Annotated in this window: 12 protein-coding genes; 8 read left to right on the forward strand and 4 right to left on the reverse strand. The window is 71.1% G+C overall.

All coding sequences use genetic code 11. The features are described 5' to 3' along the window. Nucleotides 1–52: 52 nt before the first annotated feature. Complete coding sequence (locus GA0070619_RS15600) at nucleotides 53–970, reverse strand: AraC family transcriptional regulator (protein WP_088948748.1); 918 nt, start codon at nucleotides 968–970, stop codon at nucleotides 53–55. A gap of 103 nt (nucleotides 971–1,073) precedes the next feature. Here GA0070619_RS15600 and GA0070619_RS15605 point away from each other — a divergent pair, with 103 nt between their 5' ends. The 4 genes from GA0070619_RS15605 (at nucleotide 1,074) to GA0070619_RS15620 (ending at nucleotide 4,460) form a co-directional block, all read left to right on the forward strand. Beyond that, nucleotides 1,074–1,904, forward strand: a complete 831-nt coding sequence (locus GA0070619_RS15605; RefSeq protein WP_088951826.1) for an NAD(P)H-binding protein — start codon at nucleotides 1,074–1,076, stop codon at nucleotides 1,902–1,904. Between the two features lie 96 nt (nucleotides 1,905–2,000). Beyond that, nucleotides 2,001–3,041 (forward strand): SEC-C domain-containing protein, encoded by a 1,041-nt coding sequence (locus tag GA0070619_RS15610; protein WP_088951827.1) that lies wholly within the window; start codon nucleotides 2,001–2,003, stop codon nucleotides 3,039–3,041. Nucleotides 3,042–3,085: 44 nt separating this feature from the next. Then, nucleotides 3,086–3,835 carry a hypothetical protein gene (locus tag GA0070619_RS15615; protein ID WP_157744009.1) on the forward strand — a complete coding sequence of 250 codons (750 nt, stop codon included), beginning with the start codon at nucleotides 3,086–3,088 and terminating at the stop codon, nucleotides 3,833–3,835. A 124-nt stretch (nucleotides 3,836–3,959) separates the two neighbouring features. Then, nucleotides 3,960–4,460 (forward strand): DUF2231 domain-containing protein, encoded by a 501-nt coding sequence (locus GA0070619_RS15620; RefSeq protein WP_088948750.1) that lies wholly within the window; start codon nucleotides 3,960–3,962, stop codon nucleotides 4,458–4,460. 88 nt (nucleotides 4,461–4,548) lie between these two features. Here GA0070619_RS15620 and GA0070619_RS15625 read toward each other — a convergent pair whose 3' ends face one another. Then, nucleotides 4,549–7,893 carry a S8 family peptidase gene (locus GA0070619_RS15625; RefSeq protein WP_088948751.1) on the reverse strand — a complete coding sequence of 1,115 codons (3,345 nt, stop codon included), beginning with the start codon at nucleotides 7,891–7,893 and terminating at the stop codon, nucleotides 4,549–4,551. A 241-nt stretch (nucleotides 7,894–8,134) separates the two neighbouring features. On the opposite strand from GA0070619_RS15625, the gene GA0070619_RS15630 reads away from it, so the two are divergent. From GA0070619_RS15630 to GA0070619_RS15645, 4 genes are all read left to right on the forward strand, one after another. Further along, nucleotides 8,135–10,018, forward strand: coding sequence for a Xaa-Pro dipeptidyl-peptidase (locus GA0070619_RS15630; RefSeq protein WP_088948752.1), 1,884 nt, complete (start codon nucleotides 8,135–8,137; stop codon nucleotides 10,016–10,018). 516 nt (nucleotides 10,019–10,534) lie between these two features. Further along, nucleotides 10,535–11,191 (forward strand): C39 family peptidase, encoded by a 657-nt coding sequence (locus GA0070619_RS15635; RefSeq protein WP_088948753.1) that lies wholly within the window; start codon nucleotides 10,535–10,537, stop codon nucleotides 11,189–11,191. A gap of 249 nt (nucleotides 11,192–11,440) precedes the next feature. Then, nucleotides 11,441–12,334 (forward strand): DUF1996 domain-containing protein, encoded by an 894-nt coding sequence (locus tag GA0070619_RS15640; protein ID WP_088948754.1) that lies wholly within the window; start codon nucleotides 11,441–11,443, stop codon nucleotides 12,332–12,334. A 72-nt stretch (nucleotides 12,335–12,406) separates the two neighbouring features. Continuing rightward, entirely contained in the window at nucleotides 12,407–13,009 is a 603-nt protein-coding gene (locus tag GA0070619_RS15645) for a DUF305 domain-containing protein (protein WP_088948755.1), read from the forward strand. A gap of 21 nt (nucleotides 13,010–13,030) precedes the next feature. Here the strand turns inward: GA0070619_RS15645 and GA0070619_RS15650 are convergent, their stop codons facing one another. Then, nucleotides 13,031–13,765: an alpha/beta fold hydrolase gene (locus GA0070619_RS15650; RefSeq protein ID WP_088948756.1), complete on the reverse strand. Its 735-nt coding sequence runs from the start codon at nucleotides 13,763–13,765 to the stop codon at nucleotides 13,031–13,033. Then, complete coding sequence (locus GA0070619_RS15655; protein ID WP_088951828.1) at nucleotides 13,758–14,390, reverse strand: TetR/AcrR family transcriptional regulator; 633 nt, start codon at nucleotides 14,388–14,390, stop codon at nucleotides 13,758–13,760. The genes GA0070619_RS15650 and GA0070619_RS15655 overlap by 8 nt, the downstream gene beginning before the upstream one ends. Between the last annotated feature and the right edge of the window lie 133 nt (nucleotides 14,391–14,523).

Raw genomic sequence — 14,523 nt, forward strand, 5'->3', positions numbered from 1 at the left:
CACGCTCATCACCGCATCGGCCGGCAAGTCCACGGCGCTCGAACGTCGCCGGTCAGGCCGCCTTTTCGCCGTCGCGGGCGAGCCGTCGGTGCCCGCTCGGGCTCATCCCGTGGACCCGTTTGAAGGCCGCGCTGAAGCCGAAGGCGTCCGCGTACCCGAGTTGGTGTGCCACGGCGGCGACGGTCGCCGTCGACTCGGCCAGCATGTCCGCGGCCAGGGTCATCCGCCAGTCGGTCAGGTAGGTCAGCGGCGGTTCACCCACCAACGCGGTGAACCGTTTGGCCAGTGTGGACCGTGAGACTCCGGCCTGCCCGGCCAGGCTGGCCAGGGTCCACGACCTGCCCGGGTCGTCGTGCATGGCCCGCAGCACCGGGCCGACCGTGTCGTCGCTCAGCGCGCGGTACCAGCCGGGAGCCTCGGCGTCGGGCTGGTCGAACCAGTCCCGCACCGTGCACACCAACAACCAGTCCAGGAGGCGGTCCAGCACGATCTGCCGGCCGGGCCGGCCCGCGTCGAGCTGTGCGTCCAGGTAGTCGCGCAGCGAGGCACAGTCGTGGTCGTCCGGCACGACGACCACCGGCGGCAGCGCGCCCAGCAGCCGCTGGGGCACCCGACCCCGGACGTGGTACACGCCGACCAGCAGCACCAGGCGCTCGGTGTGATCCGCGTCCACCGTCCCGGTCCGGCCACGCCGCACGTCCCGAAGCTCGCCGGGGTCGAAGCTCGACCGCGGCTCGGCGGAGAACGTGAACGGCGTCGGCCCGCGTACGGCGGCGACCTCACCGACCCGCACCAGGCGGGGCTTGTCGCTCTCCGGGTGCGAGATCCAGCCCTCACCCCGCATGGGGACGCAGAGCGTCAGCGGTGCGCCGTCGGTGAACCGCAGTGCCCACGGCGGCGTCAGCTCCGACCGGCCGAAGGCCGCACCGTCGGCGTGTACGCCCCGCAACAGGGTGTCGAACGGGTCCATGGCCCCGACGATAGAGCCCCGGCGACAGGGCGCGGACGATCGGACATGCGCGGCGTACGACAGCGCATGTCCTGCCGGCGGCCGGGCGAGTTGACTCGTGACCATGACGACGGACGCACCTTCGATACTCGTGATGGCCGGGACCGGCAAGACCGGTCGCCGGCTGGTACGGACGCTGCGAGCCACGGGCCGGCACGTCCGGGCGGCCTCCCGCTCCGGTGAGGTGCGGTTCGACTGGTCGCGGCCGGCCACCTGGCAGCCGGCGCTGGCGGGAGCTTCGGCGGTCTATCTGCTGGCTCCGGAGGACCCCGCGCTGGCAGCCGACTTCGTGACGCAGGCCGTCGACTCAGGTGTCGGCCGCTTCGTGGCGCTGTCCGGGCGCGGGATCGACCAGATCGGTGACTTCTCCCCCGGCATGGTCGCCGCCGAGGAGGCGGTGCGGAAATCCGGCGTCCAGTGGACGATTCTCCGGTCGAACAACTTCAGTCAGAACTTCAGCGAGGACCTGTGGCGCCAACCACTGCTCGACGGTCGGCTGGCCCTGCCGATGGGCGCCACCCCGGAGCCGTTCGTCGACGCGCAGGACATCGCCGACGTGGCCGCGACGCTGTTGACGTCGCCCGGTCACCACGAACAGGTGTACGACCTGTCCGGTCCTCGCGCGCTCACCTTCGCCGCGGCGGTGGCGATGATCGCCGAGGCGACCGGTCGCCCGATCCGCTACGTGCAGCTCACACCGGAGCAGTACCGGGCCGAACTTCTCGCCGAGGGCCTTCCGCCGGAGGTGGTCACGGCGATGGACGTCCTGTTCGCCGGGATGCGAGCGGGTCATCTCGCCGAGCCGGCCGACGGGGTGCGGCGGGTGCTCGGGCGTGACCCGCTCGACTTCGACACCTACGTCGCCCGGGCGGCGGCAGCCGGCGCGTGGTCATGACTGCGGGCGGCGCTGGTCGGAGCTGCGGGCGGTGTGAGAGCGGCGTAACAGGTGATCTGCCCGCACACCGAGAGCACCCCGACGTACCGTGAGATCGTGCCGACGAGAGACGTACTCACCAAGGCTGACCTCGCTGAACTTCGCCGCTCAGCGCTTGGGACGGCCAACCCGCTCGGTGTCGCCGCCGACCTCGCCGAGGCGGCCGAGCAGGGCCGGCTGGAGGATCCGGACGACGCCGGGGACGCCCTGACCCTGGCCGCCGAGATCGCCGAGATCCGGGCGAGACCCGATGCCGCCCTGCGGTACGCGGAGCAGGCTCTGGCGGCGTACCCGTCCGGGGACGATCCTCGGGCCGGCTTCGCTCGGGCGCTGCGGGCCCGGGCGCTGTTCCGGGCCGGCGGTCGGGACGACGAGGCGGTGGCGGAGCTGACCGCGCTGCGCCCGTTGCTGCTCACGCAGCCCGACGCTCCCGCCTACGTGAGTGCGGCGCTGGACGCGGGTGGTCGTTCGGCGATCGCCGAGGCGTGGCTGAGCGAGGCGGTCGACAGCCTGCTCAGCGAGCGCGCGACCGCGGCGTCCGGGCCGGCCAGCACCGCGATCGACCCGGTGGTGGATCTCGGTCCGCCGGAAGCGCCCGGTGTCGTCTTCTTCCTGCTGCAACAGCGGCACCGGGTACGCCGGAATCTCAACCTGCCGCACGACCGGCAGGACGACCTGGCGGACCGGTTGGAGACCCAGCTCGTGCGCCGGGCCGGGGAGCGCAGGGACGCCGAGTCGGACCTGCTCTTCTGGCCTCGGGCGGAGTTCGACCGGCTGCTCGCGGAGCACGCCGCGCTGAGCGAGGTGTACGGGCCGGACTGGGACGCGCACCGGGGCCGGCTGGAGAAGGAGCTGGTCCGGCTGAGGGGTGCCGGTCAGTCCGGGTTGGGCGTGTTCCGCGCCACAGTGGACGGGTTGAACGCGTTCGCCGGTCGACGTGACGGCGACCCGGCCGACGCGGCGGTCCGGGCGGGGTACGCGGCCGAGGTGCAGGCGCGACCCAGCGCGCGGATCGCCTGGCCGCCGGAGCGCAACGACGCCTGCTGGTGCGGCTCGGGCCTCAAGTACAAGAAGGACTGTCTGCCGCGCTCCCGGTAGCCGAGGGGCATCGGCGCGGTCCCGACTGCGACATAATCCCGTCCGTGGCGAAGGGAAGACGGCGAGCGGTCCTTGGTGGAGCGGCGCTGCTGGTGGTGGCGCTGGTCGGCGTCGGTCTCTGGCAGTACGTCGACCGCCCGGACGACCCGACTCACGACAGTGCCGTGGCCGACGCCGCGGAGAAGGTCGACCGGGTGCTGTTCGGCTTCGAGTACGACCACCTCTACCAGGCCGACAAGTACGTGCACTCCGCCAGCCAGCACCCCGACGTCGCGGTCCTCTCGGTCACCGGCGAGACGCACTGGGAGACCGGCGTGACGTTGGTGCTGCGGGTGATGGGCCACGGCGTGGAGATCGGCGCGGACGGCTCGGTGATCGACGAACGTGACGAGCCGATCTGCTTTCGGCTTCAGTTCGGCCCGGACGACGACGACCGCGACGACGACATCGAGTGCCCGGCCAATGATCCTCTCCAGGTCAGACAGGACCCGTCGCTGGACGGGGTCGACGACCGCCTGAAGAGCGCTCTGGACGCCGTCGACCCGGACGAGTCCGCCGTCCGCGCGGCGATCGCCGACCTGAAGCTCGACCCTGCCATCACGCTGGAGGTGGCGGCGAAGAACGGCACGGTCGGTGTGGCGCTGCGGGCCGCGCAGTACGACTGCATCTTCGCCCGCGTCACCGAGAAGGGTGCCGAGCTCTGGCAGCCGGCGCACATCCAGTTGGCTCCCGGCGAGCTGCCCTGCGCCTCGTGGGTCGCCCTGAGCAGCAATTTCGGTAAAGGCCTGCGCTGAGCACCTCGTGACGCGGGGCCGGGTCGACGCCGTCGGCAATCTTGGGGGCTGACACGTCCCTTGGGTACCGTTAGCGTCCTTTCCTGGACGATCGACGTCCGGCCCGTGTCAGGAGGAGACGGCGATGTTCGAGGAGTTCATGGGCATCCCCGCCCACCCGCTGGTGCTGCACGCCGCTGTGGTGTTCGTGCCGCTGCTGGCCCTGCTGACGGTCGGCTACGCGCTCGTTCCGCCGATCCGGCCGCACACCCGTTGGGTGCTGGGGTTGCTCGCCGTGGGTGCGCCGCTCGCCGCCCTGCTGGCGAAGCTGTCCGGTGATGCCTTCTTCGAGCGCATGCGCGCCGCCAACCGGGTCACCCCGGAGTTCGCTCCGACGATCGAGGCGCACCAGGAGTTCGGCGACATCACGCTCTGGGCCACCATCGGGCTGGCGATAGTGGCGCTGGCCCTGGTCCGCTTCGTGCCGCCGAGGGGCGGCGAGGCGACCACCACCGACGGCGGGCGGTCCAGTCGGTTGCTGACTCCGGCGTTGCAGGTGTTGTCGCTGCTGGCCGCCGCCGTCACCGTGTACTACGTGATCCGCACCGGCGACTCTGGCGCGAAGGCGGTCTGGGAGGGTCAGTGAGCTGTCCCGCCGCGGGTGCCGGATCGACGCGGAGCTGCAAGCGGTGGTGCGGCCCGGCCGGAGCCGGGCCGCACCAGTGCGCGGACCGTCAGCCGGCGTTGTACGCCCGGATGATGGTCTGGTCGATGCCGCTGCCGCCGTTGGCGGCGGCCTTCACCCGCAGCGAGACGGGCTGTCCGGTGGCGGCCGTCGGCAGAGCGACCCGGTAGGTGTCGCCGGTGCCGGTGACCCGGGCCGACGTCCAGGTGGCACCGTCGTCCGTCGAGGTCCAGACCTGGAACGACGTCACCTTCCGCGCCTTGATTCCCCGCATCTGCCGGACGGCCAGCTCGGCCGTCCCGCCGGTGGCGTGGTTGAGGGTGTCCATCGGCAGCGCGTAGTCCACCGCCAGCAGGGGCAGCGGCACACTGCCGGTGCCGTCCGGTCCGGCCGACCGGAACGTCCACGACGTGTTGACCCTGGTCGAGATCGGCAGGATCAGGCTCGTGTCGACGTCGAGGGTCAGCCGGTAGTCGGCCATCTGCTGCGCAACGGTGACGTCGGCGAGCGGGCGGTCCCGCTCGTCGACGAGCTTGCCGTTGCGGTACACCGACAGCTTGCGGTTCACCCCGATCGAGCCGCCCTGGAGGCAGTCGGCCCGCTGGTGCTGGTCCGTCAGCGACACCAGGTCGATGTGCAGGTTGCCCCGGGTACGCGACGGCGCGGTGGCGCAGCTGGACTCGGCCCCGGCCGGGTCGTCGTACCAGCCGGAGTGCAGCGGCTGCCGCGCCCAGACCTTGGTCTGCCGGCTGCCCGGCTGGTAGCTGCGCGGCGCCTCCTGCGCCGACAGGCCACCGTAGACACCCTCGTCGGCCCACAGATAGCCGGGCGAGAGGTAGTCGGTGCGGTACGGGGGCAGGTTGCCCTCGTGGGTCTGCGTCACCGGCACCCCGTCGGGCGTGAAGCCACTGCGGATCAGCTGGGTGACCATCCCCTCCGAGTCCATCTGGTGGAAGCGCTCCTCGATCCGAGCGAGCTTCGCCTGTTCGGCTCTGCTCACCCGGAAGGCGGGGTCGGCCGGTACTCCGCCCGCGTACTCGTGCACCAGGTTGTAGCGGTACGGCCTGGCGGTGCCGGCCGGCGAGTCGAGGTTGACGGCCGCCCAGGTGCGCCGGGACCCAACGCCGGGTTTCGGGAGCGCGGTGGTGCGGACCGTCGTCTGGGCCCCGTACCCGCTGACCTGGTGCCACCAGGACAGCCCGTTCGGGGCGGTCTGGACGTTGGTGAGGTCGGTCCGGGTGGGTGTGGTGGGCACCCCGTCGACAGTCGCCGTCACCGGCCTGGCCCGCGCCGGGTCGAGCGTCACGCTTCGGGCATCGCGCACGTCCAGGTCGGCCTCGGCGGCGAGCGTCGTCTCCAGCACGTCACTGTCGACGTAGTAGGCGACGGATGAGCCGAGGATCGCGTACCGGCCGGCCGGCACCCGCAGCGTGAAGGTGTCGCCGGGCGTACCGCCCGCACCGCTGTAGTAGACCACCGGGTCGGTGAGGTTGGTGACCAGCAGGTTGATCCAACTCTCCGCGCCCTCCTTGAGGCCGGGCAGTGGCTTCGTCCGGATCGTCAGGTCATAGCTGGGCTGCTCGACGTAGAAGCTCACCGGCGTGGTCGAGACCAGCTTGTGCCCGGCGGCGCGGGCGGTGACGGTGGCCAGGTAGAAGCCCGGCCGGGCGGCCAGCGCCGCGCGGTTGATCCGCACTGTCGCGCCGGCGGTCGCGCCGCGCTTGAGCGTCACCCGACTCGCCGACAGCGACGCCGCGCCGCGCGGCACCGACTGGCCGTCGTGGTTGACGAACGACACGTCGAGGTCGAGCACGGTCGTCGACTCACCGGTCCAGCTCAGCTTCGCCTCGCTGGTGCCGGACTGCGGGTACGCGAAGGTGCCGAGGTTGACGACCGGCTGGTCGCTGGTCGGGCCGCCGAGGGCCCGGGCCGCGTTGAGCCGACCGGCACCGACGGCGTACGCGTCGACGCCGCTCAGCGGGTCGGCGGCACCGACGAGCGCGGCCTTGAGCTGCGCGCCGGTCCAGTCCGGGTGCCGCTGGGCGAGCAGCGCGGCGGCGCCCGCCACGTGTGGGCTGGCCATCGAGGTGCCGCTGATGGCCTCGTAGTACCTGTCGATCGGGTCCTGGAGGTTGGTGCCGGCGGCCCGCGCGGCGACGATGTCGACGCCGGGTGCGACCAACTCCGGCTTGGCCACGTTGCTGGTGACCAGCGGCCCACGGCTGGAGAAGTCGGCGAGCTTGTCGTTCCGGTCGACCGCGCCGACGGTCAGCGCGCTGGCGGCCGACCCCGGCGAGGAGATGGCCCCGCCGCTGTTGCCGGCGGCGATGACGAAGAGCGCGCCGGTGGACCTGCTCAGTCCGTCGACGGCCAGCGAGAGCGGGTCGTTGCCGTCGTCCGGGTCGCTGCCGCCGAGGCTCATGTTGATGACGTCGGCCCGGGTGGCGGCCCACTCCATGCCGGCGATGATCCCGGAGTCCGCACCGGAACCGTGGTCGTCGAGGACCTTGCCGATCACCAGCTTGGCGTCAGGCGCCACGCCGCGACGCTGACCGCGGGCGGCAGCGCCGGTGCCGGCGATGGTCGACGCGACGTGCGTACCGTGGCCGTTGTGGTCGACGGCGTCACCGCCCTCGGCGGTGAAGTCGGCCCGGTCGGCGACCCGGCCGACCAGGTCCGGGTGGGTGAAGTCGGCACCGGTGTCGAGCACCGCGACAGTGGTCCCCCGGCCGGTGTAACCAGCCTTCCAGGCATCGGGCGCGGCGATCTGGCCGAGGTTGCGGTCCAGGTCGGCGTGCTGTCCGCCGCCGGTCAGGGCGGTGGCGCGGACCTTGCGGTCCAGCCAGACCTTCTTCGCGCCGGCGAGCAGCGAGTCGGTCGCCAGCTTCGCGGTGGCCGGGCTCTTCTTGGGTACGTGGCCGGCGACCGCGCCGATGCTGGGCAGCGACAGCACGTCACCGAGTGCGGCCACCCGGGCGGAAGCGGTGGCGGGCTGCACGATGACCGGCAGGTCCGTGGTGTTCTCGTCGTCGTACCCGTCGGCGATCAGCACGGTGACGTCGAACAGGTCGGGGTCGAGGACCGGACCGATCTGGGACGCGACGCGGGCGGGTACGACGTGCAGGTGACCGTCGGGGCCGCAGGTCTGCTGGATGACCGCGTTCTCGTCGGCCGGCCGCACCGTGGCCTTGGGGCATCCCGATCCGGTGCTCCGTACGGTCACCACGTCCCCGGTCAGCAGGGTGACGGTGTGCGTCTTCCCGTCGACAGAGGTCCTGGACGTGCCGGTCGTGCCGATTCCGCCTGGCCCGGCCGTGGCGGAGCCGCCCGGTAGGGCGGTCAGTGTCGTGGCCGTGACGGCGATGGCCAACAGCCATCGCGTTTTCCTGAGCATGGTGCTCCTCGTCTAATGTGGACGAAACCGTCTCTTCGGGCGGCTTCCCGCAAGATCATATGCACGAGACTGTGATCTTCGGAGGCCCCGGAACGAGGAGTTTTCCGGCTCGCGAGAAGGATGCATCCCCGTCCGAGGGGATCGACGGGACGCCAGCGCCGTCCTAGCATGGCGACGAATGGATCTTCGAGATCGGCCCCTGCCGACCCCCGGCAACCAGCCCAACCGAAGGGAGACGCGCATGCGTCGACCCCGTCATCTGGCACTTCTGAGCATCGGTGTGTCCGGCGCTCTGGTGCTCAGCGCAGCCCCCACAGCAACGGCTGCCCCGCCCACCGCGACCACGCCCACCGGCATCGTGGTCAGCGACGGCATGACCCAACCGGTGTTCTCGCTCGCCGACGCGATCGAGGAGCGGGTGTTCGTCCAGACCCCGGTCGACACCGACCACGACGGTCGACCCGACCGGGTGGCGATCGACATCTCCCGACCCCGGGAGACCGCCACGCAGGGCTTCAAGGTGCCGGTCATCTTCGAGCACAGCCCGTACCGCAAGGGCACCTGGGGTGACGTGCCGTACCCGAGCGTGCTGGTCGACGAGCTGCCGCAGAACGGTCTGACCGACCGTTCCGGACGGCGGGCGCTCGACGTGGGCACCCAGCGCGCCCAGGCGAAGGCCAACCTGCCCGGCTCGCTGGACGACTACTACGTGCCCCGCGGGTACGCGGTGGTGCTCGGTCAGAGCGTCGGCACCGGCGACTCGGACGGCTGCCCCACCAGCGGCGACCAGGCGGAGACGCTCGGCACCAAGGCGGTCATCGACTGGCTCAACGGCCAGGCGTTGGGGTACGACGCGAACGGCGCCCCGGTCTCCGCCGGCTGGACCACCGGCGCGGTCGGCATGACCGGTGTCTCCTACAACGGGACGCTGCCCAACCAGGTGGCCACCACGGGAGTCAAGGGACTCAAGACCATCGTGCCGGTCTCCGCGATCAGCAGCTGGTACGACTATTACCGGGCCAACGGTCTGGTCGTCGCCCCCGGGACGTTCCAGGGCGAGGACCTCGACATCCTCGCCCAGTACACCGCCGGGCAGGCACGGGCCGAGGGGCAGTGCGCCGACGAGCTGGCCGCCATCACCGAGGAGCAGGACCGGGTCACCGGCGACTACTCCGAATTCTGGCAGGACCGGGACTACCTCGACGCCCGCAACGTCAAGGCGAGCGTCTTCGTCGTCCACGGCCTCAACGACTGGAACGTGAAGACCGAGCACTTCGCCGGCTGGTGGGACCAGCTCGCGAAGCGCGACGTACCGCGCAAGATCTGGCTGCACCAGGGCGGCCACGGCGGCCCGGGCAGCAGCGCGTCGGTGACCCTGCCGAGTGGCCAGACGTGGACGTACAAGCAGACCGAGAACCGCTGGTTCGACTTCTGGCTGTGGAACGTGCGCAACGGCATCATGGACGAGCCGACCGCGGTGCTCCAGCGCGAGGACCGGGCCTACACCACGTACGCCAACTGGCCCGACCCGGCCGCGCGTGAGGTCGGCTTGCGGTTCGCCGCCACCGACGCCACCGCCCCGGGCACGCTCACCACGGGCAAGCCGCCGAAGGTCAAGGTCGAGCAGAGCTTCGTCGACGAGGGGCGGACCATCCACCCGGACACCCTGGTGTCCAACCCGGACACGGCGAGCGCGAACCGACTCGCGTACCGCTCCCCCGAGCTGACGCAGAGCGTGCGCATCTCCGGCCGTCCGGAGATGCGGCTGCGGATGGCGATCGACAACAAGCCGGACGCGAACCTCACCGCGTACCTGGTCGACTACGGCCCGGCCGGGTCGACCGCCGCGCCGACAGTGGTGACGCGAGGTTGGATGGACCCGCAGAACCGCAAGAGCGCCGCACGCACCCAGCCGGTCAAGCAGGGCAAGCTGTACGACTACCGGTGGACCATGGAGCCGAAGGACTACGTCTTCCCGGCGGGCCACCGGATCGGCGTGGTCGTCATCTCCAGCGACCAGGAGTACACCCTGCTGCCGTTGGGTGGCACCGAGCTGCGGGTCGCACCGAACGACAGCGAACTGCGACTGCCGGTGGTCGGCGGGCGGAGCGTCCTCGGGTTCTGATCTCGCCCTCGTGCGACAGGTGGGGCAGTCCGACGCGTTCGGGCTGCCCCACCCGCGTGTCCGGCGGTGTCCGGTATCCCACCCCGGGTCAAGATCCGCGCAACATCAGGGAACTTGCTGCCTCGGCGTGGTCTGAGGCAGCAAGTTCCCTGAAAGTGCGCGGATCTTGGATTGCCCACGCCCGGGGTTGCGGGGTGTGGTGTCCGGTTCGGCGGATCCGGCCGTGGGGTGGGTGTCGGGTTTGGGGGTCGGTGTCGCGTGGTCGGCGCCACCCTGGCGGCGGAATCGTGGGCCGGGCGGGGTCGTTATACCTGGCATGCCACCGCGACTTTCGGGTCGTGGGGCGAGGGCGCACCGACCGGGAACATCCGCTGGGCCGCCCCGGTTACATCCCCCGCAACGCCCGAGCAGGTCCCCCCGGGGATCGCCGGCGTTCCCCCCGAGACTTTCCCGCACGGTCACCGTTCCCCCCTTGTGTGTCGTGCGGACACCCCCGATGCAGAGGAGCACGCCATCATGCGTACCGATCTGATTCGTAAGACCGCTCTGACCGCTGCTGGCCTGGCCTTCACCGGCGGCGCCATCGTCGGACCGATCACCGCCGCGTACGCCGCCGAGGCGAAGCCGGCGTCGCAGACGCAGTCTGACCGCAAGCCGTCGGGTGAGCGTCAGCTGGGCGTGCGCTACGAGGCCCAGCCGAACTTCTACTACTGCGGACCCGCCGCGACCCGTAACGCCCTTTCCGTGCAGGGCAAGGACATCAGCGTCGACGCGATGGCCAAGGAGATGGGCACCACCGAGGCCGGCACCAACTCGATCAACGACATCACCCCGGTGCTGAACAAGGAGACCGGCAAGAACGACGCGTACCGGTCCGTGGAGATCAGCACGCCCGCGGCCGACGATAAGCAGACCGACAAGCTGCGCGCCGACATCGTCCGCACCGTCGACGACGGCCGGGCCGTGGTCGCCAACATCGCCGGCACCACCACCGACACCGACGGTGCTATCCACTCCTTCGAGGGCGGGCACTACATCAGCGTCGTCGGCTACCGCGACAACGGCCAGATCGTGAAGATCGCCGACTCCGCCGACCCGAACACCGCCTCCTACGAGGTCACCGTCGAGCACCTCGCCGACTGGATCGCCACCCGCGGCTACGCCACCAGCTGACCCCGCACCAGACACGAAGCGAAGGGCCGGACCCCACCACGGGGCCCGGCCCTTCGTCGTCTTTCATTTCCGCCAATTGCGGAACGTATTGACAACTTTCGACATGGGGGTGAGGCTTGACCTGCTGAGAGCGCTCTCTCGCACCCGGCCGCAAACCGGCCACCACCAGTCTGGCCAGGGCAATCTCCGATGTCTTCGGCGGCGGCGCCGGAGCTTTCCCTGACCCGTTCCCCCGACAGGAGTCACACGATGGACAGGGCCGCACCCCTCTCCGGCACCCACCGCCGGCTGCGCCTCGCCACGGCGATCGGCGCACTGCTGGTGCTACTCGGCACGTACGTCGCCTCCACCACCGAGCGGGCCGACGCCGCCCCGGTCGCCAACGCCATCCGGGTTGCCGAGTTCCCCGCCGACTGCACCTACAGCCACCGGCTGCCGGACGACCCGATCATCTTCCCCGGGCTGCCCGGGGCCTCGCACATGCACAGCTTCTTCGGCGCCACGGTGACGAACGCCAACACCACCCTCCCTGACCTGGTCAACTCCCCCAGCACCTGCAACCCGCGGGTGGACGTCTCGTCCTACTGGGTGCCGACCCTGTACCGCGACAACGTGCCGGTGGAGCCGGCGATCGCCACGTTCTACTACCTGGGCGAGGGCGTACGCTCCGACGTCGTCGCGAACACCCAGCCGTTCCCGCTCGGGCTGCGACTCGTCGCCGGCAACGCGAAGGCCACCGGCTCGAACGACAGCATCGCCCGGTGGTCGTGCCTGCACGCCGGGCACGTGCCTCCGTCGAAGGACTTCGTCAACTGCCCGTCCGGCACGATGCTGGAGTCGTACCTGGACTTCCCGCAGTGCTGGAACGGCCGGGACCTGGACTCGCCGGACCACAAGAGCCACCTGGCGTACCCGGTGAACCAGGCCTGCCCGAGCACCCACCCGGTGCACGTGCCCAAGCTGCGGCAGGTGCTGCGATACCCGGTCACCGGCGACCCCTCGCGGATCCGGCTCGCCTCCGGGCCGGGCTACACCATGCACGGTGACTTCTTCAACGCCTGGCCGGTGGCGGAGATGGCCCGGCGGGTCCAGGACTGCATTCGTCCCGTCATCAAGTGCGGTCACGACGGCCGACCGATCTGAGCCGACAGGCTCCCACCACGGAGGCGGGTCCGGTCACGCCGGGCCCGCCGTCCGGGGGCGAGAGGAGGCCGGATGCGAACCCTCGTGAGCGCGTCCATATCCCTGTTCCTCGCGGCGCTGCTCGTCACGGCGTGCGCCACCGGATCACCGACCACGACCGCACCGTCGACCGCCGCACCCTCGACCGCCGGACTGGCCGGCTCGGTGTCGCCCAGTGGCTCGGCCAGTCTGTTCAGCCCCACCGACATCGCGTGGCTTCAGCTGACGGTGGCGATGAACGAACGCCTTCTGCCGGTGCTGGACATGGTGCCGGGTCGGACCACCGACCCCGCGTGGCAGACCTTCGCCGCCCGGCTCGGCACGGCGCACCGCGCCGACCTCAGCACCGCCCGACGGCTGCTCGCCGAATCCGGTGCCCCGGCGACCAACCCGCACGAGGGCCACGACATGCCGGGCATGGTCACCGAGCAGGAGTTGACGACGTTGCGGTCGGTGACCGGTGTCGCGTTCGAACGATTGGCAGGTCAGCACGTACGGGCGCACCTGCAACAGGCGGTGCGGATCGCCGCCGCGGAGCAGCGGAACGGGGCGTATCCGGCGACGACCGCGTTGGCCGCGGAGGTGGCCCGGGCCGGCGACGCCGAGCTCACCCGACTCGATCGGTTGACCCTGTAGACCGCCACGCCGATCGTCCTCTCAGCTGGTCACCAGCAGCCGGGCGATCGTCGCTGGCTCCGCCAGGTGCGGGAAGTGGCTACCGGGCAGCACGGTCACCACGACCTCCGGCAGGGTCTCCGTCAGCCAGGTCAGATAACGGGGTGGCGGCTCGGACGAGGTCACCCAGCGGTAGGGAATCCCGCGCTCACCGATGGACCGCAGATCGCTGTGGCGCTCGGCGGCGATGTCCTCGTCGGAGCCGCGCAGGATCTCACCCCAGTAGCCCAGCAGCAGGTCCGGCCGGGGGTCGGTCGCGGTGGTCACGATCTCCTGGGCCTCGGCCGGCAACGACTCGATGCCCATCCCGGCCAGCATGCCGTCCCACACCCGCCGCCAGTCCGGGCCGCGCAGTGTCGACTCCGCCTGGCGTACGGCCGCACCGAAGGGGCCGGGCAGCAGGATCTGGTCCAGATTCACCACGCCGCGCACCGGATAGCGGGCCGCGTACGTCGTGGCGACCACCGCGCCGACCGAATGTCCCACCACGATCGGCTGCGCGAGGCGGGCCTCGGTCACCTGGTCGTGCAGGACCTCGGCAACCTCCGCCATCCGGTAGGACTCCCGACGTGGTGCGTCGCCGTGACCGGGCAGATCGAGGGCGAGGACCTGCCGGTCGGGGTCGATTGCCGCAAGCTCGCGCCGGACCGGGTCCCACTGTCGCCGGTCGTAGGTGAGGCCGTGCAGCAGCACCAACGGTGGTCGGTCGTCATTCATTGTCGCGCCTTTCCTGCTCTCCGCTCGCCCGGGCGCTGGCCCGAAGCGAGTCGATGGTGAGGTCGAGGGCCGCCTCGAGGTGATCGATCTTCCCGGTGGAGAGCAGCAGCAGGACGCCGCCCTGAATGCCGGCCAGCAGCGCCGCGGAGGCACGGTCGGCGTCCACGTCCGGGCCGATGTCCCCGGTCGACTGCATGTGGCGGATGCCCTCGATGATCGCCGCCTGCCAGCGCCACATGAGCCCGGTCACGATCGCCTGCGCGCCTGGCGCGCGTCGGCCGGTCTGACCGAGCAGCCCGTTGAGCGGGCACTTCACGCCCTGCGCGAGGTAGCGCTCGATGAGCCGGTCACGCCACGCCAGCCAGGCCGGCCAGGACGTCAGGTTGCTGAGCATCGGCTCCTGGTCGATGAGCACCTGATCGGCCTCGTGCTGGGCCACCGCGAGCAGCAGGTCCTCCTTGCCGCCGGGGAAGTAGTGGAAGAGCTGTCCCTTGCTGGTGCTGGTGTGGGCCATCACGTCTTCGAGGCGCACCTCGTCGACGCCGCGTTCGCGGATCTCGGCGGCCGCGCCTGCGACGATCCGCGCCCGGGTGGCCTCGCCCTTGCGGGTCAACGCGCGTGTCATGAGACCCCCGTCACCGATCTGCGTCCGTACCTGCCGGTCCAACGCTAGCGCGGACTTTGGACTTGCAGGTCCATTTTTGCCGAGCAAAGGTCTGGGACGGCCCGCTCGGGGCCGACGCGCGATCGAGAGGACG

Source organism: Micromonospora zamorensis (assembly GCF_900090275.1).
Lineage (GTDB): Bacteria > Actinomycetota > Actinomycetes > Mycobacteriales > Micromonosporaceae > Micromonospora > Micromonospora zamorensis.

Bases quoted from the DNA above. Each gene is read 5' to 3' on its own strand.
- GA0070619_RS15625 (WP_088948751.1), bottom strand. From the start codon at position 7,893: ATGCTCAGGAAAACGCGATGGCTGTTGGCCATCGCCGTCACGGCCACG.
- GA0070619_RS15635 (WP_088948753.1), top strand. From the start codon at position 10,535: ATGCGTACCGATCTGATTCGTAAGACCGCTCTGACCGCTGCTGGCCTG.
- GA0070619_RS15600 (WP_088948748.1), bottom strand. From the start codon at position 970: ATGGACCCGTTCGACACCCTGTTGCGGGGCGTACACGCCGACGGTGCG.
- GA0070619_RS15630 (WP_088948752.1), top strand. From the start codon at position 8,135: ATGCGTCGACCCCGTCATCTGGCACTTCTGAGCATCGGTGTGTCCGGC.
- GA0070619_RS15645 (WP_088948755.1), top strand. From the start codon at position 12,407: ATGCGAACCCTCGTGAGCGCGTCCATATCCCTGTTCCTCGCGGCGCTG.
- GA0070619_RS15620 (WP_088948750.1), top strand. From the start codon at position 3,960: ATGTTCGAGGAGTTCATGGGCATCCCCGCCCACCCGCTGGTGCTGCAC.
- GA0070619_RS15640 (WP_088948754.1), top strand. From the start codon at position 11,441: ATGGACAGGGCCGCACCCCTCTCCGGCACCCACCGCCGGCTGCGCCTC.
- GA0070619_RS15655 (WP_088951828.1), bottom strand. From the start codon at position 14,390: ATGACACGCGCGTTGACCCGCAAGGGCGAGGCCACCCGGGCGCGGATC.
- GA0070619_RS15650 (WP_088948756.1), bottom strand. From the start codon at position 13,765: ATGAATGACGACCGACCACCGTTGGTGCTGCTGCACGGCCTCACCTAC.
- GA0070619_RS15605 (WP_088951826.1), top strand. From the start codon at position 1,074: ATGACGACGGACGCACCTTCGATACTCGTGATGGCCGGGACCGGCAAG.